General features: G+C 59.6%; 24 protein-coding genes and 1 tRNA gene. 24 read left to right on the forward strand and 1 reads right to left on the reverse strand.

Going from position 1 to position 23,212, the window contains the following annotated elements; translation table 11 throughout:
* Nucleotides 1–80: 80 nt before the first annotated feature.
* From PYH37_RS17940 to rpoC, 9 genes are all read left to right on the forward strand, one after another.
* Nucleotides 81–156 (forward strand) — tRNA-Trp (locus tag PYH37_RS17940).
* 196 nt (nucleotides 157–352) lie between these two features.
* Nucleotides 353–553 carry a preprotein translocase subunit SecE gene (gene secE / locus PYH37_RS17945; protein WP_012707741.1) on the forward strand — a complete coding sequence of 67 codons (201 nt, stop codon included), beginning with the start codon at nucleotides 353–355 and terminating at the stop codon, nucleotides 551–553.
* A gap of 16 nt (nucleotides 554–569) precedes the next feature.
* Nucleotides 570–1,100 carry a transcription termination/antitermination protein NusG gene (nusG, locus tag PYH37_RS17950; protein WP_280732817.1) on the forward strand — a complete coding sequence of 177 codons (531 nt, stop codon included), beginning with the start codon at nucleotides 570–572 and terminating at the stop codon, nucleotides 1,098–1,100.
* Nucleotides 1,101–1,314: 214 nt separating this feature from the next.
* A complete protein-coding gene (rplK, locus tag PYH37_RS17955) occupies nucleotides 1,315–1,743 on the forward strand; it encodes a 50S ribosomal protein L11 (RefSeq protein ID WP_280732818.1) in 429 nt (142 codons plus the stop codon).
* 4 nt (nucleotides 1,744–1,747) lie between these two features.
* Nucleotides 1,748–2,446, forward strand: a complete 699-nt coding sequence (rplA, locus tag PYH37_RS17960; RefSeq protein ID WP_280732819.1) for a 50S ribosomal protein L1 — start codon at nucleotides 1,748–1,750, stop codon at nucleotides 2,444–2,446.
* 326 nt (nucleotides 2,447–2,772) lie between these two features.
* Complete coding sequence (gene rplJ, locus PYH37_RS17965) at nucleotides 2,773–3,291, forward strand: 50S ribosomal protein L10 (RefSeq protein WP_280732820.1); 519 nt, start codon at nucleotides 2,773–2,775, stop codon at nucleotides 3,289–3,291.
* A 58-nt stretch (nucleotides 3,292–3,349) separates the two neighbouring features.
* Nucleotides 3,350–3,733, forward strand: a complete 384-nt coding sequence (rplL, locus tag PYH37_RS17970; RefSeq protein ID WP_280732821.1) for a 50S ribosomal protein L7/L12 — start codon at nucleotides 3,350–3,352, stop codon at nucleotides 3,731–3,733.
* 194 nt (nucleotides 3,734–3,927) lie between these two features.
* The gene (gene rpoB / locus PYH37_RS17975) at nucleotides 3,928–8,070 is read left to right on the forward strand and encodes a DNA-directed RNA polymerase subunit beta (protein ID WP_280732822.1); all 4,143 of its coding nucleotides are present in this window, start codon (nucleotides 3,928–3,930) and stop codon (nucleotides 8,068–8,070) included.
* 184 nt (nucleotides 8,071–8,254) lie between these two features.
* The gene (gene rpoC, locus PYH37_RS17980; RefSeq protein WP_280732823.1) at nucleotides 8,255–12,460 is read left to right on the forward strand and encodes a DNA-directed RNA polymerase subunit beta'; all 4,206 of its coding nucleotides are present in this window, start codon (nucleotides 8,255–8,257) and stop codon (nucleotides 12,458–12,460) included.
* A 110-nt stretch (nucleotides 12,461–12,570) separates the two neighbouring features.
* Here rpoC and PYH37_RS17985 read toward each other — a convergent pair whose 3' ends face one another.
* Nucleotides 12,571–12,864, reverse strand: coding sequence for a transcriptional regulator (locus PYH37_RS17985; protein WP_280732824.1), 294 nt, complete (start codon nucleotides 12,862–12,864; stop codon nucleotides 12,571–12,573).
* Nucleotides 12,865–13,537: 673 nt separating this feature from the next.
* Here PYH37_RS17985 and rpsL point away from each other — a divergent pair.
* The 15 genes from rpsL to rpsQ all read left to right on the forward strand — a co-directional run bounded on the left by rpsL (nucleotide 13,538) and on the right by rpsQ (nucleotide 23,194).
* A complete protein-coding gene (gene rpsL / locus PYH37_RS17990) occupies nucleotides 13,538–13,909 on the forward strand; it encodes a 30S ribosomal protein S12 (protein ID WP_003507760.1) in 372 nt (123 codons plus the stop codon).
* Between the two features lie 58 nt (nucleotides 13,910–13,967).
* Nucleotides 13,968–14,438: a 30S ribosomal protein S7 gene (rpsG, locus tag PYH37_RS17995; protein WP_280732825.1), complete on the forward strand. Its 471-nt coding sequence runs from the start codon at nucleotides 13,968–13,970 to the stop codon at nucleotides 14,436–14,438.
* 29 nt (nucleotides 14,439–14,467) lie between these two features.
* Entirely contained in the window at nucleotides 14,468–16,567 is a 2,100-nt protein-coding gene (gene fusA / locus PYH37_RS18000) for an elongation factor G (RefSeq protein WP_280732826.1), read from the forward strand.
* A gap of 72 nt (nucleotides 16,568–16,639) precedes the next feature.
* On the forward strand, nucleotides 16,640–17,815 hold the full coding sequence (tuf, locus tag PYH37_RS18005) for an elongation factor Tu (protein WP_280732814.1): 1,176 nt from the start codon (nucleotides 16,640–16,642) through the stop codon (nucleotides 17,813–17,815).
* 145 nt (nucleotides 17,816–17,960) lie between these two features.
* Nucleotides 17,961–18,269, forward strand: a complete 309-nt coding sequence (gene rpsJ / locus PYH37_RS18010; protein WP_003507767.1) for a 30S ribosomal protein S10 — start codon at nucleotides 17,961–17,963, stop codon at nucleotides 18,267–18,269.
* 121 nt (nucleotides 18,270–18,390) lie between these two features.
* A complete protein-coding gene (gene rplC, locus PYH37_RS18015) occupies nucleotides 18,391–19,077 on the forward strand; it encodes a 50S ribosomal protein L3 (RefSeq protein ID WP_280732827.1) in 687 nt (228 codons plus the stop codon).
* 12 nt (nucleotides 19,078–19,089) lie between these two features.
* Nucleotides 19,090–19,710, forward strand: a complete 621-nt coding sequence (gene rplD, locus PYH37_RS18020; RefSeq protein WP_280732828.1) for a 50S ribosomal protein L4 — start codon at nucleotides 19,090–19,092, stop codon at nucleotides 19,708–19,710.
* Entirely contained in the window at nucleotides 19,707–20,000 is a 294-nt protein-coding gene (locus PYH37_RS18025; protein ID WP_012707756.1) for a 50S ribosomal protein L23, read from the forward strand. Before rplD ends, PYH37_RS18025 begins: the two co-directional genes overlap by 4 nt.
* Before the next feature lie 43 nt (nucleotides 20,001–20,043).
* On the forward strand, nucleotides 20,044–20,880 hold the full coding sequence (gene rplB, locus PYH37_RS18030) for a 50S ribosomal protein L2 (protein WP_280732829.1): 837 nt from the start codon (nucleotides 20,044–20,046) through the stop codon (nucleotides 20,878–20,880).
* 15 nt (nucleotides 20,881–20,895) lie between these two features.
* Nucleotides 20,896–21,174, forward strand: coding sequence for a 30S ribosomal protein S19 (rpsS, locus tag PYH37_RS18035; protein WP_280732830.1), 279 nt, complete (start codon nucleotides 20,896–20,898; stop codon nucleotides 21,172–21,174).
* 2 nt (nucleotides 21,175–21,176) lie between these two features.
* Entirely contained in the window at nucleotides 21,177–21,566 is a 390-nt protein-coding gene (gene rplV, locus PYH37_RS18040) for a 50S ribosomal protein L22 (protein WP_280732831.1), read from the forward strand.
* Entirely contained in the window at nucleotides 21,566–22,279 is a 714-nt protein-coding gene (rpsC, locus tag PYH37_RS18045) for a 30S ribosomal protein S3 (protein ID WP_280732832.1), read from the forward strand. Before rplV ends, rpsC begins: the two co-directional genes overlap by 1 nt.
* Before the next feature lie 38 nt (nucleotides 22,280–22,317).
* The gene (gene rplP, locus PYH37_RS18050; RefSeq protein WP_011975175.1) at nucleotides 22,318–22,731 is read left to right on the forward strand and encodes a 50S ribosomal protein L16; all 414 of its coding nucleotides are present in this window, start codon (nucleotides 22,318–22,320) and stop codon (nucleotides 22,729–22,731) included.
* A 12-nt stretch (nucleotides 22,732–22,743) separates the two neighbouring features.
* Nucleotides 22,744–22,944, forward strand: a complete 201-nt coding sequence (gene rpmC / locus PYH37_RS18055; RefSeq protein WP_153442057.1) for a 50S ribosomal protein L29 — start codon at nucleotides 22,744–22,746, stop codon at nucleotides 22,942–22,944.
* 13 nt (nucleotides 22,945–22,957) lie between these two features.
* Nucleotides 22,958–23,194 (forward strand): 30S ribosomal protein S17, encoded by a 237-nt coding sequence (gene rpsQ, locus PYH37_RS18060; protein WP_018239490.1) that lies wholly within the window; start codon nucleotides 22,958–22,960, stop codon nucleotides 23,192–23,194.
* Nucleotides 23,195–23,212: the final 18 nt, after the last annotated feature.

Below are 23,212 nucleotides of genomic sequence, written 5' to 3' on the forward strand. Positions count from 1 at the left end.
GCTTGAAAGCGCCCGGTAAACTGAATAAGAAGCCGCTGACTTGAGATGCGTCAGCGTTTATTTGTGCGGCGTAACGATTTAGGGGTATAGCTCAGTTGGTAGAGCGGCGGTCTCCAAAACCGCAGGTCGGGGGTTCGAGCCCCTCTGCCCCTGCCAAACCTTCCATTCTGCCCTTCTTATATTCGGGTGGGATGAGAAGGGTGGGGTGGCGCAGTCGCCCTTTTTATATTCACAAAAAAGACTGATTGGCTCTTGTGGTTTTTGGAATCGGTCTTTATGTAGGGTTCAAACAGACACGCGGTGCGTGGGGCTGAATCATCGGCTTTACGCGCCGTAATGGCGTGAGCATTTTATGGCATCCAAAACGAATCCGTTTACGTTTCTGCAGCAGGTTCGCTCCGAAACGTCGAAAGTGACTTGGCCTTCACGGCGCGAGACGACGATCTCGACGCTGATGGTCTTTGTCATGGTCTCTTTTGCCGCCGCCTTTTTCTTTGGTGCGGACCAGTTGATGGGTTGGCTGATGAGCCTGATCCTCAACGTTGGCGCTTGATTGGGTGGAGGGTAGCATGGCTGCGCGCTGGTATATCGTTCACGCCTATTCGAATTTCGAGAAAAAGGTTGCCGAGTCGATCGAGGAGAAGGCCAAGCAGAAGGGGCTGGATCATCTCTTCGAGAAGATCCTCGTTCCGACCGAAAAGGTCGTCGAGGTTCGTCGCGGACGCAAGGTCGATGCGGAGCGGAAGTTCTTTCCGGGCTATGTCCTTGTTCGCGCCAATCTGACGGACGAGGCCTACCATCTCATCAAGAACACGCCGAAGGTTACCGGCTTCCTTGGGACGGACAGCAAGCCCGTTCCGATCCCGGACTATGAGGCCGAGCGTATTCTCGGTCAGGTTCAGGAGGGCGTCGAGCGTCCGAAGCCTTCGGTGTCCTTCGAGATCGGCGAGCAGGTCCGCGTATCGGACGGTCCGTTCGCATCCTTCAACGGCATCGTTCAGGATGTTGATGAAGAGCGGTCGCGCTTGAAGGTCGAAGTATCGATCTTTGGCCGTGCGACCCCTGTCGAGCTGGAATACGGCCAGGTCGAAAAGGTCTGACGAGAGCACAGACTTACAAGGATGGGCAGTCTGAATTGGTCTGCTCTGGCGGAGTGATCCGCATGCGCGTGGGAGGTGTCCGGTCTTAGCCGGGTCGGTTATCCGCACCACGCAACCGCAGCCGCCGGTCTTGTGATCGGCAGATGGCCGGGCAACCGGCTGAACAGTTCCTCTTCCGGCCCGGCTGTGAAGAGGCAATGAGAGGCAGAGAGAAATGGCTAAGAAAGTTGCAGGCCAGCTCAAGCTGCAGGTCAAGGCCGGCTCGGCGAATCCGTCGCCGCCGATCGGTCCTGCGCTTGGTCAGCGTGGCATTAACATCATGGAATTCTGCAAGGCGTTCAACGCTGCCACGCAGGAAATGGAAAAGGGTATGCCGATTCCGGTCGTCATCACCTACTACCAGGACAAGTCCTTCACCTTCGTCATGAAGCAGCCGCCGGTTAGCTACTTCCTGAAGCGCGAGGCGAAGATCCAGTCGGGCTCGAAGACCCCGGGCAAGGCGAAAGCCGGCGCGATCTCCAAGGCTCAGATCCGCACCATCGCAGAGGCCAAGATGAAGGACCTCAATGCGGCGGATATCGAAGGCGCAATGGCAATGGTCGAGGGCTCTGCCCGCTCCATGGGCCTGGAAGTGACGGGCTGAGACCATGGCGAAGATTGCAAAGCGTGTACAGAAGACCCGCGAGGGCATTGATCCGGCAAAGACATACGGCCTCACCGAAGCCGTGACGCTGGTCAAGGAACGTGCGACGGCCAAGTTCGATGAAACCATCGAAGTCGCGATGAACCTCGGCGTCGACCCGCGTCATGCCGACCAGATGGTCCGTGGCGTTGTCAACCTGCCGAACGGCACTGGCCGCTCGGTCCGCGTCGCCGTTTTCGCTCGAGGCGCCAAGGCTGATGAAGCCAAGGCTGCCGGCGCTGACATCGTCGGGGCAGAAGACCTGGTCGAAATCGTCCAGGGCGGCAAGATCGACTTTGATCGCTGCATCGCGACCCCGGACATGATGCCGCTCGTCGGCCGTCTCGGTAAGGTTCTCGGCCCGCGTGGCATGATGCCGAACCCGAAGGTCGGCACCGTCACCATGGACGTGGCTGCAGCCGTCAAGGCCTCGAAGGGTGGCGCGGTCGAGTTCCGCGTCGAAAAGGCAGGTATCGTTCACGCCGGCGTCGGTAAGGCATCCTTCGATGCCAAGTCGCTGGAAGAAAATATCCGCGCATTCGCCGACGCCGTTATCAAGGCAAAGCCGGCGGGCGCCAAGGGCAACTACGTCAAGCGCGTCGCGATTTCGTCGACGATGGGTCCGGGTCTGAAGATCGACCCGGCAACGCTCAGCGTAGCCTGATGAATTCCGGGCCTAGGCCCGGAAACTGAATTTCCGGCCTTTCGAGGCCGGAAATCCGGACCTCGGTCCGGAATTCCTGTCCGAGATTGCGGGTGGTTTTACCTTAATCACCATTGCCCGCATGAGACGGGTAAGATCTGGATTTCATGTGACGCCGCTGGCGTCGAAATTCGGTTCGAACCTCGCTTGCCTTGTGTCAGACCCGGCTTCCCGGGGACGCCAAGGGACAGGATCCTCAAGCGTCGCTTGGGATCGACAGTGATCCCGGGGGACAAAGGCAAACCCGGCAGGGCTGCAAAAGCAACCCTGTCAACTGGAGACAGACAGTGGAAAGAGCGGAAAAACGCGAATTTGTCACGGAGCTGAACGAAGTCTTCAAGGCTTCCGGTTCGGTTGTCGTGGCCCACTATGCTGGTGTCACAGTTGCGCAAATGAACGACTTCCGTTCGAAAATGCGCGCTGCTGGCGGCACCGTCAGAGTCGCGAAAAACCGCCTGGCCAAGATCGCTCTTCAGGGCACGGAGTCTGAAGGGATGACCGATCTCTTCACGGGACAGACGCTGATCGCTTTCAGCGCTGACCCTATGACGGCTCCGAAGGTCGTCATGGATTTCGCCAAGACCAACGACAAGCTCGTTGTTCTCGGTGGCGCCATGGGTGCAACCACGCTCAATGCCGAAGGTGTCAAGTCGCTTGCGACCCTGCCTTCGCTTGACGAACTGCGCGCGAAGCTGCTGGGCCTCCTCAATGCCCCGGCAACCCGCGTCGCGACGGTTGTCGCAGCACCGGCAAGCCAGCTTGCTCGCGTGTTCTCGGCCTATGCCAAGAAGGACGAAGCCGCCTGAGGCGGAATTTCGCTGTTGTAATTGAAACCAGTTCGAACCGAACAAAAGGAAAAGTAAAATGGCTGATCTCGCAAAGATCGTTGAAGACCTGTCCTCGCTGACCGTGCTGGAAGCTGCTGAGCTTTCCAAGCTGCTCGAAGAAAAGTGGGGCGTTTCTGCCGCTGCTCCGGTAGCTGTTGCTGCTGCTGGCGGTGCTGCCGGCGGTGCTGCTGCCGCTGTTGAAGAAGAAAAGACCGAGTTTGACGTCGTTCTCGTTGAAGCTGGCGCCAACAAGATCAACGTCATCAAGGAAGTCCGCGCCATCACCGGCCTGGGCCTCAAGGAAGCCAAGGACCTGGTCGAAGGCGCTCCGAAGGCGGTCAAGGAAGCAGTTTCCAAGGCTGAAGCTGCCGACCTCAAGAAGAAGCTCGAAGACGCTGGCGCCAAGGTCGACGTCAAGTAATTCGACGAAATGCGACGGGGAGGTGGCCGCTGTGGCCGCCTCTCTTTGACCGTTTTTAGAACATATTACCCAAAAGCCTGTCGAAAACGGCTTTTGGGTAATGGGTTCTTTGAAAGTCCCATTGATGACGGAGCCGACTGGCCAGCGGTGACCGTCTGTTGCAGGCCCGGATGCAAGATTGACAAGGAGCGACGATGGCTCAGACCCTTTCGTTCAACGGTCGCAGGCGCGTACGCAAGTTTTTTGGTAAAATTCCAGAAGTCGCGGAAATGCCGAACCTTATCGAGGTTCAAAAGGCCTCCTATGACCAGTTTCTCATGGTGGACGAGCCCCAGGGCGGTCGCCCAGACGAGGGGCTTCAAGCTGTTTTCAAGTCGGTATTCCCGATCAAGGACTTCTCGGGCGCTTCCATGCTCGAATTCGTCTCCTACGAATTCGAACCGCCGAAGTTCGACGTCGAGGAATGCCGCCAGCGCGACCTGACCTATGCGGCGCCGCTGAAAGTAACGCTGCGTCTCATCGTGTTCGATATTGACGAGGACACGGGCGCGAAGTCGATCAAGGACATCAAGGAACAGAACGTCTACATGGGCGACATGCCGCTCATGACGGACAACGGTACCTTCATCGTCAACGGCACCGAGCGCGTGATCGTCTCGCAGATGCACCGTTCGCCAGGCGTCTTCTTCGACCACGACAAAGGCAAGAGCCATTCGTCGGGCAAGCTGCTCTTTGCAGCTCGCGTCATCCCCTATCGCGGTTCCTGGCTCGACATCGAGTTCGACGCCAAGGACATCGTGCATGCCCGTATCGACCGCCGTCGCAAGATTCCGGTGACGTCGCTCCTGATGGCGCTCGGCATGGATGGCGAGGAAATCCTCGAGACCTTCTACACGAAGTCGCTCTATCAGCGCGACGGCGAAGGTTGGCGTGTGCCGTTCCAGCCCGACGTCCTGAAGGGCCAGAAGGCAATCGTCGAGATGGTCGATGCCGACACCGGCGAAGTGGTTGTCGAAGCCGGCAAGAAGCTTACGCCGCGGCTGCTGCGGCAGTTGCAGGACAAGGGTCTGAAGGCGCTCAAGGCGACGGACGACGATCTCTATGGCAACTATCTCGCCGAGGACATCGTCAACTTCGAAACCGGCGAAATCTACCTGGAAGCCGGCGACGAGATCGACGAGAAGACGCTTCCCGTCATTCTTTCTGCAGGTTTCGACGAGATCCCGGTTCTCGACATCGACCACATCAATGTTGGCGCCTATATCCGCAACACGCTTGCCGCCGACAAGAATGAGAACCGTCAGGACGCCCTGTTCGACATCTATCGCGTCATGCGGCCGGGTGAACCGCCGACCATGGATTCTGCCGAAGCCATGTTCAACACGCTTTTCTTCGACGCAGAGCGCTACGACCTCTCGGCCGTCGGCCGCGTGAAGATGAACATGCGCCTCGACCTCGACGTTCCGGATACGGTTCGCACCCTTCGTAAGGAAGACATCCTGGCGGTCGTCAAGATGCTGGTCGAACTGCGTGACGGCAAGGGCGAGATCGACGACATCGACAATCTCGGCAACCGCCGCGTCCGTTCGGTCGGCGAACTGATGGAGAACCAGTATCGTCTGGGCCTCTTGCGCATGGAACGTGCGATCAAGGAGCGCATGTCCTCGATCGAAATCGACACGGTCATGCCGCAGGACTTGATCAATGCGAAGCCTGCAGCCGCGGCCGTGCGCGAATTCTTCGGTTCCTCGCAGCTCTCGCAGTTCATGGACCAGGTGAACCCGCTCTCGGAAATCACCCACAAGCGCCGTCTTTCGGCTCTTGGCCCGGGCGGTTTGACCCGCGAACGCGCCGGCTTCGAAGTCCGCGATGTGCATCCGACGCACTACGGCCGTATTTGCCCGATCGAAACGCCGGAAGGCCCGAACATCGGTCTGATCAACTCGCTCGCAACCTTCGCCCGCGTCAACAAGTACGGATTCATCGAGAGCCCCTACCGCAAGATCGTCGATGGCAAGGTCACGGGCGACGTCGTCTATCTTTCGGCGATGGAAGAAGCCAAATACCACGTGGCACAGGCAAACTCGGTGCTGAACGATGACGGCTCCTTCGCGGAAGAATTCGTCGTGTGCCGCCACTCCGGCGAAGTCATGCTGGCGCCGCGCGACAACATCAACCTGATGGACGTCTCGCCGAAGCAGCTCGTCTCTGTCGCCGCGGCGCTTATTCCGTTCCTTGAGAACGATGACGCCAACCGTGCATTGATGGGCTCGAACATGCAGCGTCAGGCCGTGCCGCTGCTCCGCGCAGAGGCACCCTTCGTCGGCACCGGCATGGAGCCGGTCGTTGCCCGCGATTCCGGTGCGGCGATCGCTGCCCGCCGCGGCGGTGTCGTCGACCAGGTCGATGCAACGCGTATCGTCATCCGCGCCACCGAAGACCTCGATCCGTCGAAGTCCGGCGTTGATATCTACCGTCTGCAGAAGTTCCAGCGTTCCAACCAGAACACCTGCGTCAACCAGCGTCCGTTGGTCACCGTCGGCGACGTCCTGAACAAGGGCGACATCATCGCGGACGGTCCGTCGACCGACCTCGGCGACCTGGCGCTCGGCCGCAACGCGCTGGTCGCGTTCATGCCGTGGAACGGCTACAACTACGAAGACTCGATCCTGCTTTCCGAGCGGATCGTTCGCGATGACGTGTTCACCTCCATCCACATCGAGGAATTCGAAGTGATGGCGCGTGACACCAAGCTCGGTCCGGAAGAAATCACCCGCGACATTCCGAACGTTTCGGAAGAAGCGCTGAAGAACCTGGATGAAGCGGGCATCGTCTATATCGGCGCCGAGGTTCAGCCGGGCGATATCCTCGTCGGCAAGATCACGCCGAAGGGTGAAAGCCCGATGACGCCGGAAGAAAAGCTCCTGCGCGCCATCTTCGGTGAAAAGGCATCCGACGTTCGCGACACGTCCATGCGCATGCCGCCCGGTACCTTCGGTACGGTCGTCGAAGTGCGCGTCTTCAACCGCCATGGCGTGGAGAAGGACGAGCGTGCAATGGCGATCGAGCGCGAGGAAATCGAACGCCTCGCGAAGGACCGCGACGACGAACAGGCGATCCTCGATCGCAACGTCTATGCGCGTCTGGTCGACATGCTGCGCGGTCACGTCGCCGTTGCCGGTCCGAAGGGCTTCAGGAAAGGCACCGAGCTCTCCAACGCCGTCGTCAGCGAATATCCGCGCTCGCAGTGGTGGATGTTCGCCATTGAGGACGAAAAGGCTCAGGGCGAGATCGAAGCGCTTCGCGCCCAGTACGACGAATCCAAGTCGCGCCTTGAACAGCGCTTCATGGACAAGGTCGAGAAGGTCCAGCGCGGCGATGAAATGCCGCCGGGCGTCATGAAGATGGTGAAGGTCTTCGTCGCTGTGAAGCGCAAGATCCAGCCAGGCGACAAAATGGCCGGCCGTCACGGCAACAAGGGCGTTGTCTCGCGTATCGTGCCGATCGAAGACATGCCGTTCCTGGAAGACGGCACGCATGTCGACGTGGTGCTGAACCCGCTCGGCGTGCCGTCGCGCATGAACGTCGGCCAGATCCTGGAGACGCACCTCGGTTGGGCTTGCGCCGGAATGGGCAAGAAGATCGGAGCGATGCTCGATGCCTATAAGGCGGGCGCTGACATCCAGCCGCTGCGCGACACCATCGACAGCGTCATCGGCTCCGGTCCGAAGGGCGAGCCGATCAAGCAGTACGACGATGAATCGATCGTACGGCTTGCCGAGCAAACCCGCCGCGGCGTTTCGATCGCAACGCCGGTCTTCGACGGTGCTGTCGAAGCAGATGTCAACGAGATGCTGGAGCAGGCGGGCTTGAAGGTGACCGGTCAGTCGACACTCTATGATGGCCGTACTGGCGATCAGTTCGACCGCCAGGTGACCGTGGGCTACATCTACATGCTGAAGCTCAACCACCTGGTCGACGACAAGATCCACGCTCGTTCGATCGGTCCTTACTCGCTCGTTACCCAGCAGCCGCTGGGCGGCAAGGCGCAGTTCGGCGGTCAGCGTTTCGGGGAAATGGAGGTCTGGGCACTGGAAGCTTACGGTGCCGCCTACACGCTCCAGGAAATGCTGACGGTCAAGTCGGACGACGTGGCCGGCCGCACCAAGGTTTACGAGGCGATCGTCCGCGGCGACGACACGTTCGAAGCGGGCATTCCGGAGAGCTTCAACGTTCTCGTGAAGGAAATGCGTTCGTTGGGCCTCTCGGTCGAGCTGGAGAATTCCAAGGTCGACGACGTCGGTGCTGCGGCGCAGCTGCCGGACGCGGCCGAATAAGAGACATCAGGTGCGTGCCGCTAAGCGGCGCGCACCGTTTCCGCCGTCGGGCATCCGATTGTCTGCGGCAGGAACAGGGCCGCACCCGATGCGGTTTTAGCTGTTTATGGGGCAGGGGCCGGCGCCCGGGATTTGCCGGCACCCTCGCCAAGCTTAGGGCGCAATGCCCGCAAAGGAGACAGGCATGAACCAAGAGGTCATGAATCTTTTCAATCCGCAGGTGCCTGCACAGACCTTCGATTCCATCCGGATTTCGATCGCCTCGCCGGAGAAGATTCTTTCCTGGTCTTACGGTGAGATCAAGAAACCGGAGACGATCAACTACCGCACGTTCAAGCCGGAGCGCGATGGTCTTTTCTGCGCACGCATCTTCGGGCCGATCAAGGACTACGAGTGCCTGTGCGGCAAGTACAAGCGCATGAAATACAAGGGCATCATCTGCGAAAAGTGCGGCGTCGAAGTGACGTTGTCGCGCGTTCGCCGTGAGCGCATGGGCCACATCGAGCTGGCTGCGCCCGTTGCCCATATCTGGTTCCTGAAGTCGCTGCCGAGCCGCATTGCAACGCTGCTCGACATGACGCTGAAGGATATCGAGCGCGTTCTTTATTTCGAAAACTACATCGTCACCGAACCCGGCCTGACTTCGCTCAAGGAAAACCAGCTCCTGAGCGAAGAGGAGTACATGCTCGCGGTTGACGAGTTCGGTGAAGACCAGTTCACCGCGATGATCGGCGCTGAAGCGATCTATGAGATGCTCGCTTCGATGAATCTCGAGAGGATTGCCGGCGATCTGCGCGCGGAGATGGCAGAGACGAGCTCGGATCTGAAGCAGAAGAAGCTGATGAAGCGGCTGAAGATCGTCGAGAACTTCATGGATTCCGGCAACCGTCCGGAATGGATGATCATGAAGGTCGTCCCGGTCATCCCGCCGGACCTTCGTCCGCTGGTGCCGCTCGACGGCGGCCGTTTCGCGACGTCGGACCTGAACGATCTCTACCGCCGTGTGATCAACCGTAACAACCGTTTGAAGCGGCTTATCGAACTGCGTGCGCCGGGCATCATCATCCGCAACGAAAAGCGCATGCTGCAGGAATCCGTGGACGCGCTGTTCGACAACGGCCGTCGCGGCCGCGTCATCACGGGTGCAAACAAGCGTCCGTTGAAGTCGCTCTCCGACATGCTCAAGGGCAAGCAGGGCCGCTTCCGTCAGAACCTGCTCGGCAAGCGCGTCGACTATTCCGGCCGTTCGGTCATCGTGACCGGTCCGGAACTCAAGCTGCATCAGTGCGGCTTGCCGAAGAAGATGGCGCTCGAGCTCTTCAAGCCGTTCATCTATGCCCGCCTAGACGCCAAGGGTTACTCCTCGACCGTCAAGCAGGCAAAGAAGCTCGTGGAAAAGGAAAAGCCGGAAGTCTGGGATATCCTCGATGAGGTTATCCGTGAGCATCCGGTTCTCCTGAACCGTGCGCCGACGCTGCACCGCCTGGGCATCCAGGCCTTCGAACCGATCCTGGTCGAGGGCAAGGCGATCCAGTTGCATCCGCTCGTCTGCACGGCCTTCAACGCCGACTTCGACGGTGACCAGATGGCCGTTCACGTGCCGCTGTCGCTCGAAGCCCAGCTTGAAGCGCGCGTCCTGATGATGTCGACGAACAACATCCTGCACCCCGCCAACGGTGCACCGATCATCGTTCCGTCGCAGGACATGGTCCTCGGTCTCTACTACCTCTCGATCATGAACCAGAACGAGCCGGGCGAAGGCATGGCGTTTTCCGACATGGGCGAATTGCACCATGCGCTGGAAACCAAAGCCGTCACTCTGCACGCAAAGATCCGTGGCCGTTACAAGACCGTCGATGCCGAGGGCAACCCGGTTTCGAAGATCTACGAAACGACGCCCGGCCGCATGATCATCGGCGAGCTCCTGCCGAAGAATCCGAACGTTCCGTTCGATATCTGCAACCAGGAGATGACCAAGAAGAACATCTCCAAGATGATCGACACGGTTTATCGCCATTGCGGTCAGAAAGACACGGTGATCTTCTGCGACCGGATCATGCAGCTCGGCTTCTCGCATGCCTGCCGCGCCGGCATTTCGTTCGGCAAGGACGACATGGTGATCCCGGACACCAAGGTGAAGATCGTCGGCGATACCGAAGCGCTCGTGAAGGAATACGAGCAGCAGTACAATGACGGCCTCATCACCCAAGGCGAGAAGTACAACAAGGTTGTCGACGCCTGGGGCAAGGCGACCGAAAAGGTCGCCGAAGAGATGATGGCGCGCATCAAGGCGGTCGAGTTCGACGACAACGGTCGCCAGAAGCCGATGAACTCGATCTACATGATGTCGCACTCGGGCGCCCGCGGTTCGCCGAACCAGATGCGCCAGCTGGGCGGTATGCGCGGCCTTATGGCCAAGCCGTCGGGCGAGATCATCGAAACGCCGATCATCTCGAACTTCAAGGAAGGTCTGACCGTGAACGAGTACTTCAACTCGACGCACGGCGCCCGTAAGGGTCTGGCGGACACCGCCTTGAAGACTGCGAACTCTGGTTATCTGACCCGTCGTCTCGTCGATGTGGCGCAGGACTGCATCGTCACGCATACGGATTGCGGCACCGACAAGGGCCTCACGATGACTGCGATCGTCGATGCTGGTCAGGTCGTGGCCTCGATCGGCCAGCGTATCCTTGGCCGTACCGCGCTCGACAACATCGACAATCCGGTCACCGGCGAGCGCATCGTCGATGCCGGCAAGATGATCTTGGAACCCGATGTCGTCGAGATCGAGAAGGCCGGCATCCAGTCCGTCCGCATTCGCTCGGCGCTGACTTGCGAAATCCAGACCGGAGTCTGCGGCGTCTGCTACGGCCGCGACCTCGCTCGTGGTACGCCGGTCAACATGGGCGAGGCTGTCGGTGTCATCGCCGCACAGTCGATCGGTGAGCCGGGCACCCAGCTGACCATGCGTACCTTCCACCTCGGCGGTACAGCGACCGTGGTCGACCAGTCGTTCCTGGAAGCGTCCTATGAAGGTACGGTCCAGATCAAGAACCGCAACATGCTGCGCAACTCCGATGGCATACTCGTTGCCATGGGCCGCAACATGGCGATCCAGATCCTGGACGAACGCGGCGTCGAGCGGTCCTCGCAGCGCGTTGCCTATGGTTCGAAGATCTTCGTGGACGATGGCGACAAGGTGAAGCGCGGCCAGCGTTTTGCCGAGTGGGACCCCTACACCCGTCCGATGATGACGGAAGTGGAAGGTACCGTTCACTTCGAAGACGTTGTCGACGGCATCTCGGTTCTCGAAGCGACCGACGAATCGACCGGCATCACCAAGCGTCAGGTTATCGACTGGCGCTCGACGCCGCGCGGTACGGACCTGAAGCCGGCGATCGTCATCAAGGACAAGAACGGCAACATCGCGAAGCTCGCTCGTGGCGGCGAGGCTCGTTTCATGCTCTCGGTCGACGCGATCCTCTCGGTCGAGCCGGGGCAGAAGGTGAGCCAGGGTGACGTTCTCGCCCGTTCGCCGCTCGAAAGCGCCAAGACCAAGGACATCACCGGTGGTCTGCCGCGCGTTGCCGAGTTGTTCGAAGCTCGTCGTCCGAAGGACCACGCCATCATCGCTGAGATCGATGGTACGGTTCGTTTCGGCCGCGATTACAAGAACAAGCGTCGCGTGCTGATTGAGCCGGCGGAAGACGGTGTCGAACCGGTCGAGTACCTGATCCCGAAGGGCAAGCCCTTCCATCTTCAGGACGGCGACTACATCGAGAAGGGCGACTACATCCTCGACGGCAACCCGGCTCCGCACGACATCCTGGCGATCAAGGGCGTGGAAGCGCTTGCTTCCTATCTCGTCAACGAAATCCAGGAAGTTTATCGTCTGCAGGGCGTTGTCATCAACGACAAGCACATCGAAGTGATCGTGCGTCAGATGCTGCAGAAGGTTGAAATCACCGACGCCGGTGACTCGACCTACATCGTCGGCGACAACGTCGACCGCATCGAGCTCGAGGATGTCAACGATGCGCTGATCGCGGAAGGCAAGAAGCCCGCCTTTGGTGACCCGGTTCTGCTCGGCATCACCAAGGCGTCGCTGCAGACGCCGTCCTTCATCTCGGCCGCCTCGTTCCAGGAAACGACCAAGGTCCTTACCGAGGCCGCGGTTGCAGGCAAGACGGACAATCTTCAGGGTCTGAAGGAAAACGTCATCGTTGGCCGTCTCATCCCGGCCGGCACCGGTGGTACCATGACGCAGATCCGCCGGATCGCAACGGCCCGCGACGAGATGATTCTCGAAGAGCGCCGCAAGGGCACGGGCGCGGAGGCTGCTACGCCGATGCTCTCCGACATGGCGAACGAGAACGCCGCCGCGGAATAATGGCGAAGGAGAGGGCGGGCGTGCTCTCTCCAGGAAAATTAAAGAAGCCGCCCGGATCCTTCCGGGCGGCTTCTTTGTTTCAGTTTATGTCCGACTGCAAGAACTCTAAATCAGTTGAAGCGAATGATCGCGACCTCGCCTTCGAGCGCGCCCTGATAGGCGGAAGCGTGCGGCTCCTCGTCGGGTATATCCGTCAAGGTTCCGATCTGATCGAGATCCGCCTGAAGGAATCCTTCCTCGGCGAGCGCATTGAGTGCCTCCCGCACGGCCGTATCGTCGTCCGGAGCCCGGAGCATGACGTGAATGTCGACGCCCTCGTCGCCGTCGGCTTCGTAGGCTTTGCCGATGATGATGAAGACCAGTGGGTCGTCCGGTGAATTGTCGTTGTCCGGGGTAATAGGCATTGCATGTCCTCTTTCGAATAGCGCTCTGAGCTTAGCTCGGTTCTCTCCGGCGTGCGAAGGAAATAGCGCCAGGTGCGAAATTCTACGGGAGATCCTGTGCCGTTTTCCGCCCGAATCCCGCGCATCAATTTCGTCGGAATCAGCCGCTGCCATGGTCGAGCGCTTTCGGTCGAAGGATTGCTTCTCCGAAGACTGCCGTAAGCGCCGAGTCGTGATCGTGGAAAACGTCAGAAAGAAGTTGCTGATTCCTTAATCGCGAAGAACAATGCGTGTGGGTAAAATGCTGTTGATGCCCTTCCGGCAGTCTGTAGGCGCCGCAAAGCCTTGTTTTCCGGGCATGACAGGGCTGCAAAGCCGATATTATTTGTTAATTGCCCTTGACGGATCGCCCCGAAATCAGTACACCCCGCCGCATCGGAGCCCATGTGAGGCTGGCTGGTTCGGAACGTCGCGTTCTGGAGTTCGCCTCAAACAAGGTTCGAACCGCACGCTGAAGACAAAAATGCTGCACGCAAGACGCGCGAGATAGTGCGTCCTCTGCTTTTGGTGGGGCCATCTGCGAAAAAGCGGATCGGCCCTCGTTTTGCGCATTTCATAGGCGTTCGAGACCGCCGGCGACGGCAACGATCCGCCCGAAAGGGTAACGAGACAAGTTTTTGCAAGGGATGGTTACATGCCTACCGTAAACCAGCTGATCCGCAAGCCGCGTCAGGCACAGGTAAAGCGCAACAAGGTTCCTGCTCTGCAGGAAAACCCGCAGAAGCGCGGCGTTTGCACCCGCGTCTACACGACGACCCCGAAGAAGCCGAACTCGGCTCTGCGTAAGGTTGCAAAGATTCGCCTGACGAACGGCTTCGAGGTGATCGGCTACATTCCGGGTGAAGGTCACAACCTTCAGGAGCACTCCGTGGTCATGATCCGCGGCGGCCGCGTGAAGGACCTTCCGGGTGTTCGTTACCACATCATCCGTGGCGTGCTCGACACGCAGGGTGTGAAGAACCGTAAACAGCGCCGCTCCAAGTACGGCGCGAAGCGTCCGAAATAACATCGCAACCGGCGCCATTTCGCTGGTCACAAGATTTAAGAGTTGAGAGACGAAAAGTATGTCCCGACGTCACAGAGCAGAAAAGCGTGAAATCAATCCGGATCCGAAGTTCGGTGATATGGTTGTCACGAAGTTCATGAACGCAATCATGCTGCACGGCAAGAAGTCCGTGGCGGAAGGCATCGTCTATGGTGCTTTCGATGCGGTTCAGTCGAAGCTGAAGCAGGAGCCGGTCACCGTGTTCCATTCCGCGCTCGACAACATCGCTCCGCATGTCGAAGTGCGTTCGCGCCGCGTCGGTGGTGCCACCTATCAGGTTCCGGTCGATGTCCGTCCGGAGCGTCGCCAGGCCCTCGCTATCCGCTGGCTGATTGCGGCCGCGCGCAAGCGCAATGAAACGACCATGGTTGATCGCCTCTGCGGCGAACTCATGGATGCAGCAAATAACCGTGGCAGCGCCGTGAAGAAGCGCGAAGACACGCACAAGATGGCGGATGCCAACCGTGCGTTCTCGCACTATCGCTGGTAATCCGAACACGTCTCGAAAGGCAGTCTCTCATGGCTCGCGAATATAAAATCGAAGACTACCGCAACTTCGGTATCATGGCGCATATCGATGCCGGTAAGACGACGACGACCGAACGTATCCTTTACTACACCGGAAAGTCCCACAAGATCGGCGAAGTGCATGACGGCGCCGCTACCATGGACTGGATGGAGCAGGAGCAGGAACGCGGCATCACGATCACGTCCGCTGCGACCACCACCTTCTGGAAGGGTCGCGACGGCAAGACGCGCCGCTTCAATATCATCGACACCCCCGGTCACGTGGACTTCACCATCGAAGTGGAGCGCTCGTTGCGCGTTCTCGACGGTGCCATCGCGCTGCTCGACGCCAACGCCGGCGTTGAGCCGCAGACGGAAACCGTCTGGCGCCAGGCTGAGAAGTACAATGTTCCGCGCATGATCTTCTGCAACAAGATGGATAAGACCGGTGCGGACTTCTACCGCTCGGTCGAGATGATCAAGACCCGCCTCGGCGCGACCGCCGTCGTCATGCAGCTGCCGATCGGCGCTGAAAGTGACTTCAAGGGTGTTGTCGACCTGATCGAGATGAATGCCCTCGTGTGGCGCGACGAGTCGCTTGGCGCCCAGTGGGACGTTGTCGAAATCCCGGACGACCTGAAGGAAAAGGCTGAAGAATACCGCGAAAAGCTGATCGAGACGGTTGTCGAGATCGACGAGGCGGCAATGGAAGCCTACCTCGAAGGCACCTATCCGGACAACGACAAGATCCGTGAACTGGTTCGTCGCGGTACCATCGACGTCAAGTTCCATCCGATGTTCTGTGGCACGGCTTTCAAGAACAAGGGCGTTCAGCCGCTGCTCGACGCCGTTGTCGATTACCTGCCGTCCCCCGTCGATATTCCGGCGATCAAGGGCATCGACGTCAAGACAGAAGGTGAAATCACCCGTAAGGCTGACGACAACGAACCGCTCTCGATGCTGGCGTTCAAGATCATGAACGACCCCTTCGTCGGGTCGCTGACCTTCGCACGCATCTATTCCGGCAAGCTCGAAAAGGGCACGTCGGTCATGAACACGGTCAAGGAGAAGCGTGAGCGCGTCGGCCGCATGCTGCAGATGCATTCCAACTCGCGTGAAGACATCGAAGAAGCCTTCGCTGGCGATATCGTTGCTCTGGCTGGCCTCAAGGAAACCACCACCGGCGATACGCTCTGCGATCCGCTGAAGCCGGTTATCCTCGAGCGCATGGAGTTCCCGGAGCCGGTTATCCAGATCGCGATCGAGCCGAAGACCAAGGGCGACCAGGAAAAGATGGGCCTCGCGCTCAACCGTCTGGCTGCAGAAGACCCGTCCTTCCGCGTCAAGACCGACGAAGAATCCGGCCAGACGATCATCGCCGGCATGGGCGAACTTCACCTTGACATCATCGTCGACCGTATGCGTCGCGAGTTCAAGGTCGAAGCTTCGGTCGGTGCTCCGCAGGTTGCCTACCGCGAAACCATTACGCGTCAGCACGAAGAAGACTACACGCACAAGAAGCAGTCCGGTGGTACCGGTCAGTTCGCACGCGTCAAGATTGTCTTCGAGCCGAACCCGGAAGGTGAGGATTTCGTATTCGAATCGAAGATTGTTGGCGGTGCTGTTCCGAAGGAATACATCCCCGGCGTTCAGAAGGGTATCGAAAGCGTTCTGTCCTCGGGCCCGCTCGCCGGCTTCCCGATGCTCGGCGTCAAGGCGACGCTGATCGACGGCGCATTCCACGATGTCGACTCGTCGGTCCTGGCCTTCGAAATCGCTTCCCGTGCATGCTTCCGTGAAGCCGCAAAGAAGGCGGGCGCCCAGCTCCTCGAGCCGATCATGAAGGTCGAGGTCGTGACGCCGGAAGACTACGTCGGTGACGTGATCGGTGACCTGAACTCCCGCCGTGGCCAGATCCAGGGCCAGGAATCGCGCGGCGTTGCCGTGGTGATCAATGCCCACGTGCCGCTCGCGAACATGTTCAAGTACGTGGATAACCTGCGCTCGATGTCGCAGGGCCGCGCTCAGTACACAATGCTGTTCGATCACTACGCGCCGGTTCCGTCGAACGTCGCGCAGGAAATCCAGGCGAAGTATTCCGGTCAGAAGTGACCGGAATAGCCTCGCGCTGAAAACAGAATGAAAAGATTTCCCCTGTAGGGGACAGGAAACGGAGAGCCGGAAATGGCAAAGAGCAAATTTGAGCGCAACAAGCCGCACGTTAACATTGGCACGATTGGCCACGTTGACCATGGCAAGACGTCGCTGACGGCAGCGATCACGAAATACTTCGGCGAGTTCAAGGCGTATGACCAGATCGACGCTGCGCCGGAAGAAAAGGCCCGCGGCATCACGATTTCGACGGCGCACGTCGAATACGAGACGCCGAACCGCCACTATGCGCATGTCGACTGCCCCGGCCACGCCGACTACGTCAAGAACATGATCACCGGTGCGGCGCAGATGGATGGCGCGATCCTGGTGGTTTCGGCCGCCGACGGCCCGATGCCGCAGACCCGCGAGCACATTCTGCTGGCCCGTCAGGTCGGCGTTCCGGCGATCGTGGTGTTCCTGAACAAGGTCGACCAGGTGGACGATGCCGAACTGCTCGAACTCGTCGAGCTGGAAGTGCGCGAACTTCTGTCGTCCTATGAATTCCCGGGCGACGACATTCCGATCGTCAAGGGTTCGGCGCTGGCGGCGCTTGAAGACTCGGACAAGAAGATCGGCGAAGACGCGATCCGCGAGCTGATGGCGGCGGTTGACGCCTATATCCCGACGCCGGAGCGTCCGATCGACCAGCCGTTCCTGATGCCGATCGAAGACGTGTTCTCGATCTCTGGCCGTGGCACGGTGGTGACCGGTCGCGTCGAGCGCGGCATCATCAAGGTCGGCGAGGAAGTCGAGATCGTCGGCATCCGTCCGACGACGAAGACGACCTGCACCGGCGTTGAAATGTTCCGCAAGCTGCTCGACCAGGGCCAGGCCGGCGACAACATCGGGGCGCTGCTGCGCGGTGTCGACCGCAACGGCGTCGAGCGCGGCCAGATTCTCTGCAAGCCGGGCTCGGTCAAGCCGCACAAGAAGTTCAAGGCCGAAGCCTATATCCTGACGAAGGAAGAGGGCGGCCGTCATACGCCGTTCTTCACCAACTACCGTCCGCAGTTCTACTTCCGCACGACCGACGTGACGGGCATCGTGACGCTGCCGGAAGGCACGGAAATGGTGATGCCGGGCGACAACGTGACGGTTGACGTCGAGCTGATCGTGCCGATCGCGATGGAAGAAAAGCTGCGCTTCGCCATCCGCGAAGGCGGCCGCACCGTCGGCGCCGGCATCGTCGCCTCCATCGTCGAGTAACAAGAGAACGGCTCGGCCGTTTCGGCAGGGACATGGTCGCCCATGTCCCTGCGATTTTTGAAAGAAGCGGCTAAGCGAAACGAATTCAGAAGTTCAAGTGTGTGCTCTCGAAAGCACATTGGAAACACGAGCAAGGACAAGTCGAATGAACGGCCAGAATATCCGCATCCGCCTCAAGGCGTTTGATCACCGGATCCTCGATGCCTCCACGCGCGAAATCGTGTCGACGGCCAAGCGCACCGGTGCGAGTGTGCGCGGGCCCGTGCCGCTTCCGACCCGGATTGAAAAATTCACGGTCAACCGGTCGCCGCACGTCGATAAGAAGAGCCGCGAACAGTTCGAGATGCGCACGCACAAGCGTCTTCTCGATATCGTTGATCCGACCCCGCAGACGGTTGATGCGCTGATGAAGCTCGATCTGGCCGCCGGTGTCGATGTCGAGATCAAGCTTTAAGGTCCGGCGCAAGCCGAAATAAAAAGGAAGGTACGTGGAGTTTCTCCAACGGCTTCCAGGAACAGGAAACCGGAAGGCGCGAAAGTGCCGGACGGGAACCCTAAACAAGAGGCGTGAACCGATGCGTTCAGGTGTGATTGCACAGAAGGTGGGAATGACCCGCGTCTATAACGACGCTGGCGAGCATATCCCGGTAACAGTATTGCGGCTGGAAAACTGCCAGGTAGTGGCCCACCGCACGGAAGAGAAGAACGGTTATACCGCAGTTCAGCTGGGTGCCGGCCGTTCGAAGGTCAAGAATACGCCGAAGGCGATGCGCGGCCATTTCGCCGCTGCAAGCGTCGAGCCGAAGGCAAAGGTCGTCGAGTTCCGCGTGAGCGCTGATAACCTGATCGACGTCGGTTCTGAGCTGACGGCCAGCCACTTTGTTGCGGGCCAGCTGGTTGACGTGACCGGCACGACGATCGGTAAGGGCTTTGCCGGCGCCATCAAGCGCCACAATTTCGGCGGTCTGCGCGCCACGCACGGCGTTTCCGTATCGCACCGCTCGCACGGTTCGACCGGTTCCAACCAGGACCCGGGCCGTGTTTGGAAGGGCAAGCGCATGGCTGGTCACATGGGTCAGACGCGCGTCACCACTCAGAACCTGGAAGTCGTGTCGACTGACGAAGACCGTGGCCTGATCTTGGTCAAGGGTGCAGTCCCTGGCTCCAAGGGCTCCTGGATCGTCGTCCGTGACGCAATCAAGTCGGGCACCCCGGAAGGCGCTCCGCGCCCGGCCGCCGTGCGCGCCGAAGCATCGAAGTAAGGGAGCCGAATAATGGATCTCACCGTCAAAACCCTCGAGGGCAAGGACGCGGGAAAGGTTTCCCTTTCTGACGCCATTTTCGGCCTCGAACCCCGTGAAGACATCATCGCCCGCGTCATTCGCTGGCAGCTCGCCAAGAAGCAGCAGGGCACCCACAAGGCCAAGGGCCGCGCCGAAGTCTCGCGCACCGGCGCCAAGATGTACAAGCAGAAGGGTACGGGCCGCGCCCGCCACCACTCCGCTCGTGCTCCGCAGTTCCGCGGCGGCGGTAAGGCTCATGGTCCGGTTGTCCGCAGCCACGCCCATGACCTTCCGAAGAAGGTCCGCGCGCTCGGCCTGCGCCATGCGCTCTCGGCCAAGCTAAAGGCTGAAGAGATCATCGTCATCGACGACCTCGTCGCCAACGAAGCAAAGACGAAGGCTCTCGCCGGCGTATTCGCGTCGCTCGGCCTCACCAACGCTCTGATCATCGGCGGCGCCGAGATCGAGAGCAACTTCAAGCTCGCAGCCCAGAACATCCCGAACGTGGACGTTCTGCCGGTTCAGGGCATCAATGTTTACGACATTCTGCGCCGTGGCAAGCTCGTGCTTTCCAAGGCTGCCGTGGAAGCTCTGGAGGAGCGGTTCAAATGACGGATCTTCGCCACTACGACGTGATCGTGTCTCCCTCGATCACCGAAAAGTCGACGCTGGTTTCCGAACAGAACCAGGTCGTCTTCAATGTCGCCAAGGGCGCCTCGAAGCCTGAGATCAAGGCTGCTGTCGAAGCCCTGTTCGGCGTCAAGGTTACGGCCGTGAACACGCTCGTCCGCAAGGGTAAGCTGAAGCGTTTCCGCGGTTTTGCCGGAAAACAGAAGGACGTGAAGAAGGCGATTATCACGCTCGCCGAAGGTCAGTCCATCGACGTCTCCACCGGTCTCTAACGGATAGGCCCATTAGGGTAAAAACCCAAAAGGGAACAAGAAAATGGCATTGAAAAGTTTCAATCCGACGACCCCGAGCCAGCGTCAGCTGGTCATCGTAGACCGGGCCGGCCTCTATAAGGGCAAGCCGGTCAAGGCGTTGACCGAGGGCCTGTCCTCCAAGGGCGGTCGCAACAACCTGGGCCGCATCACCGTCCGCTTCCAGGGCGGCGGTCACAAGCGGTCCTACCGTCTGGTCGACTTCAAGCGTCGCAAGTTCGACGTTGAAGGCACTGTCGAGCGTCTGGAATACGACCCGAACCGCACCGCGTTCATCGCTCTCGTCAACTATGCCGACGGCGAACAGGCTTATATCCTGGCGCCGCAGCGTCTAGCCGCCGGTGACAAGGTCATCGCTTCGGACAAGGCTGTCGACGTAAAGCCCGGCAATTCGATGCCGCTGCAGTTCATTCCGGTCGGCTCCATCATCCACAATGTGGAGATGAAGCCGGGCAAGGGCGGGCAGATCGCTCGCTCCGCCGGAACCTATGCGCAGCTCGTCGGCCGCGACCAGGGCATGGCAATCCTTCGCCTGAATTCGGGCGAGCAGCGCCTCGTGCACGGCTCTTGCCTTGCATCGATCGGTGCTGTATCGAACCCCGATCACGGCAACATCAATGACGGTAAGGCTGGTCGTTCGCGTTGGCGCGGCAAGCGTCCGCACGTACGCGGCGTCGTCATGAACCCGGTTGACCATCCGCACGGCGGTGGTGAAGGCCGTACCTCCGGTGGCCGCCACCCGGTAACCCCGTGGGGCAAGCCGACGAAGGGCAAGCGCACGCGCTCCAACAAGTCGACCGACAAGTTCATCATGCGCTCGCGTCACCAGCGCAAGAAGTAAGAGAGGAAGTCTCAAGTGGCTCGTTCAGTATGGAAAGGTCCGTTTGTTGACGGCTATCTTCTCAACAAGGCTGAGAAGGTTCGCGACGGCGGTCGTAACGAAGTGATCAAGATGTGGAGCCGTCGCTCCACGATCCTTCCGCAGTTCGTTGGTCTGACCTTCGGCGTCTACAACGGCAACAAGCATGTTCCCGTCTCCGTGTCCGAAGAAATGGTCGGTCACAAGTTCGGCGAATTCGCTCCGACCCGGACCTATTATGGTCATGGCGCGGACAAGAAAGCGAAGAGGAAGTAACAATGGGCAAGGCAAAAGCCGAACGCCGGCTGAAGGACAATGAGGCGCAGGCCATTGCGCGCACGATCCGCGTCAGCCCCCAGAAGCTCAACCTCGTTGCCGCGTTGATCCGCGGCAAGAAGGTTGATCGCGCTCTGGCCGAACTCGAGTTCTCGCGTAAGCGCATAGCAGGTACCGTCAGAAAGACGCTTGAATCTGCGATCGCAAACGCTGAGAACAACCACGATCTCGACGTTGATTCGCTCATCGTCGCCGAAGCTTACGTTGGCAAGTCGATCGTGATGAAGCGCTTCCACGCCCGTGGTCGCGGCCGTGCATCGCGCGTCGAAAAGCCGTTTTCGCACTTGACGATCGTCGTTCGTGAAGTGGAAGCCAAAGGGGAGGCCGCATAATGGGCCAGAAGATTAATCCGATCGGTTTCCGTCTCGGCATCAACCGGACCTGGGACAGCCGTTGGTTCGCGGATAACGCGGAATATGGCCAGCTTCTTCACGAAGACCTGAAGATCCGCTCGTACCTGATGGAAGAGCTGAAGGCAGCCGGCATCGCCAAGGTCGTGATCGAACGCCCGCACAAGAAGTGCCGCGTGACGATCCACTCGGCTCGCCCGGGTCTGATCATCGGCAAGAAGGGCGCCGACATCGAAAAGCTCCGCAAGAAGCTTTCCGAGATGACGAACTCCGAAACGCACCTCAACATCGTCGAGGTGCGCAAGCCGGAAGTTGATGCGACGCTCGTTGCCCAGTCGATCGCTCAGCAGCTCGAACGCCGCGTGGCCTTCCGCCGTGCGATGAAGCGCGCTGTTCAGTCGGCCATGCGTCTCGGCGCTGAAGGCATCAAGATCACCTGCGCCGGCCGTCTCGGCGGTGCGGAAATCGCTCGTACCGAATGGTATCGTGAAGGTCGCGTTCCGCTGCACACGCTGCGCGCCGACATTGATTACGGCACGGCGGAAGCTGAGACCGCTTTCGGTATCTGCGGCATCAAGGTTTGGATCTTCAAGGGCGAAATCCTCGAGCACGATCCGATGGCTTCCGAGCGCCGCGCGACCGAGAGTGACAACCAGGGCGGTGGCGGCAGGGACCGTCGTCGTGAAAACGCGTAACATTCGCGCGTGGCAGCCAATATCGGAGAAGTAAAAAAATGTTGCAGCCAAAGCGTACGAAGTATCGCAAGCAGTTCAAGGGCCGCATCAAGGGTGTAGCCAAGGGTGGTTCTGATCTTGCTTTCGGCGAATTCGGCCTGAAGGCTCAGGAGCCGAACCGCGTCAACGCTCGCGAGATCGAGGCGGCCCGCCGCGCGATCACCCGCCACATGAAGCGCGCCGGCCGCGTTTGGATCCGTGTGTTCCCGGACGTTCCGGTCACCGCCAAGCCGACCGAAGTCCGCATGGGTAAGGGCAAGGGTTCGGTTGAATACTGGGCATGCAAGGTCAAGCCCGGCCGTATGATGTTCGAGATCGATGGTGTCAGCGAAGAACTCGCCCGTGAGGCACTTCGTCTTGGCGCTGCCAAGCTCTCTGTCAAGACGCGCTTCGTGCAGCGTATCGCAGAGTAAGGAGTGAAGCTCATGAAAGCCGCAGATGTTCGCGCTCTGAGCGCCGATCAACTCAACGAAGAGCTTGCCAAGCTGAAGAAGGAGCAGTTCAACCTGCGCTTCCAGAAGGCAACCGGCCAGCTCGAAAAGTCTTCGCGTATCAACGAAGTCCGCAAGGACATCGCACGCATCAAAACAATTGCCCGCCAGAAGGCGGCAGAAGCCAAGGCCTAAGGACCAGAAGAAAATGCCGAAACGCATTCTGCAGGGCACCGTCGTCAGCGACAAGAACGACAAAACCGTCGTCGTCAGGGTCGAGCGCCGCTTTGCGCACCCGATTCTCCAGAAGACCGTCCGCCGTTCCAAGAAGTACAAGGCTCACGACGAGAACAACCAGTACAAGGTCGGTGACGTTGTTTCCATTGAGGAATGCGCACCGATCTCGAAGGACAAGCGCTGGACGGTCGTTTCCGCCCAGGCTTGATTTGTGCAGGTTTTGTCG

This window comes from Sinorhizobium numidicum (assembly GCF_029892045.1).
Lineage (GTDB): Bacteria > Pseudomonadota > Alphaproteobacteria > Rhizobiales > Rhizobiaceae > Sinorhizobium > Sinorhizobium numidicum.

What these genes read in the sequence shown, in the direction of transcription:
- secE (WP_012707741.1), top strand. Translation starts at nt 353, where the DNA reads ATGGCATCCAAAACGAATCCGTTTACGTTTCTGCAGCAGGTTCGCTCC.
- nusG (WP_280732817.1), top strand. Translation starts at nt 570, where the DNA reads ATGGCTGCGCGCTGGTATATCGTTCACGCCTATTCGAATTTCGAGAAA.
- rplK (WP_280732818.1), top strand. Translation starts at nt 1,315, where the DNA reads ATGGCTAAGAAAGTTGCAGGCCAGCTCAAGCTGCAGGTCAAGGCCGGC.
- rplA (WP_280732819.1), top strand. Translation starts at nt 1,748, where the DNA reads ATGGCGAAGATTGCAAAGCGTGTACAGAAGACCCGCGAGGGCATTGAT.
- rplL (WP_280732821.1), top strand. Translation starts at nt 3,350, where the DNA reads ATGGCTGATCTCGCAAAGATCGTTGAAGACCTGTCCTCGCTGACCGTG.
- rpoB (WP_280732822.1), top strand. Translation starts at nt 3,928, where the DNA reads ATGGCTCAGACCCTTTCGTTCAACGGTCGCAGGCGCGTACGCAAGTTT.
- rpoC (WP_280732823.1), top strand. Translation starts at nt 8,255, where the DNA reads ATGAACCAAGAGGTCATGAATCTTTTCAATCCGCAGGTGCCTGCACAG.
- PYH37_RS17985 (WP_280732824.1), bottom strand. Translation starts at nt 12,864, where the DNA reads ATGCCTATTACCCCGGACAACGACAATTCACCGGACGACCCACTGGTC.
- rpsL (WP_003507760.1), top strand. Translation starts at nt 13,538, where the DNA reads ATGCCTACCGTAAACCAGCTGATCCGCAAGCCGCGTCAGGCACAGGTA.
- rpsG (WP_280732825.1), top strand. Translation starts at nt 13,968, where the DNA reads ATGTCCCGACGTCACAGAGCAGAAAAGCGTGAAATCAATCCGGATCCG.
- fusA (WP_280732826.1), top strand. Translation starts at nt 14,468, where the DNA reads ATGGCTCGCGAATATAAAATCGAAGACTACCGCAACTTCGGTATCATG.
- tuf (WP_280732814.1), top strand. Translation starts at nt 16,640, where the DNA reads ATGGCAAAGAGCAAATTTGAGCGCAACAAGCCGCACGTTAACATTGGC.
- rpsJ (WP_003507767.1), top strand. Translation starts at nt 17,961, where the DNA reads ATGAACGGCCAGAATATCCGCATCCGCCTCAAGGCGTTTGATCACCGG.
- rplC (WP_280732827.1), top strand. Translation starts at nt 18,391, where the DNA reads ATGCGTTCAGGTGTGATTGCACAGAAGGTGGGAATGACCCGCGTCTAT.
- rplD (WP_280732828.1), top strand. Translation starts at nt 19,090, where the DNA reads ATGGATCTCACCGTCAAAACCCTCGAGGGCAAGGACGCGGGAAAGGTT.
- PYH37_RS18025 (WP_012707756.1), top strand. Translation starts at nt 19,707, where the DNA reads ATGACGGATCTTCGCCACTACGACGTGATCGTGTCTCCCTCGATCACC.
- rplB (WP_280732829.1), top strand. Translation starts at nt 20,044, where the DNA reads ATGGCATTGAAAAGTTTCAATCCGACGACCCCGAGCCAGCGTCAGCTG.
- rplV (WP_280732831.1), top strand. Translation starts at nt 21,177, where the DNA reads ATGGGCAAGGCAAAAGCCGAACGCCGGCTGAAGGACAATGAGGCGCAG.
- rpsC (WP_280732832.1), top strand. Translation starts at nt 21,566, where the DNA reads ATGGGCCAGAAGATTAATCCGATCGGTTTCCGTCTCGGCATCAACCGG.
- rplP (WP_011975175.1), top strand. Translation starts at nt 22,318, where the DNA reads ATGTTGCAGCCAAAGCGTACGAAGTATCGCAAGCAGTTCAAGGGCCGC.
- rpmC (WP_153442057.1), top strand. Translation starts at nt 22,744, where the DNA reads ATGAAAGCCGCAGATGTTCGCGCTCTGAGCGCCGATCAACTCAACGAA.
- rpsQ (WP_018239490.1), top strand. Translation starts at nt 22,958, where the DNA reads ATGCCGAAACGCATTCTGCAGGGCACCGTCGTCAGCGACAAGAACGAC.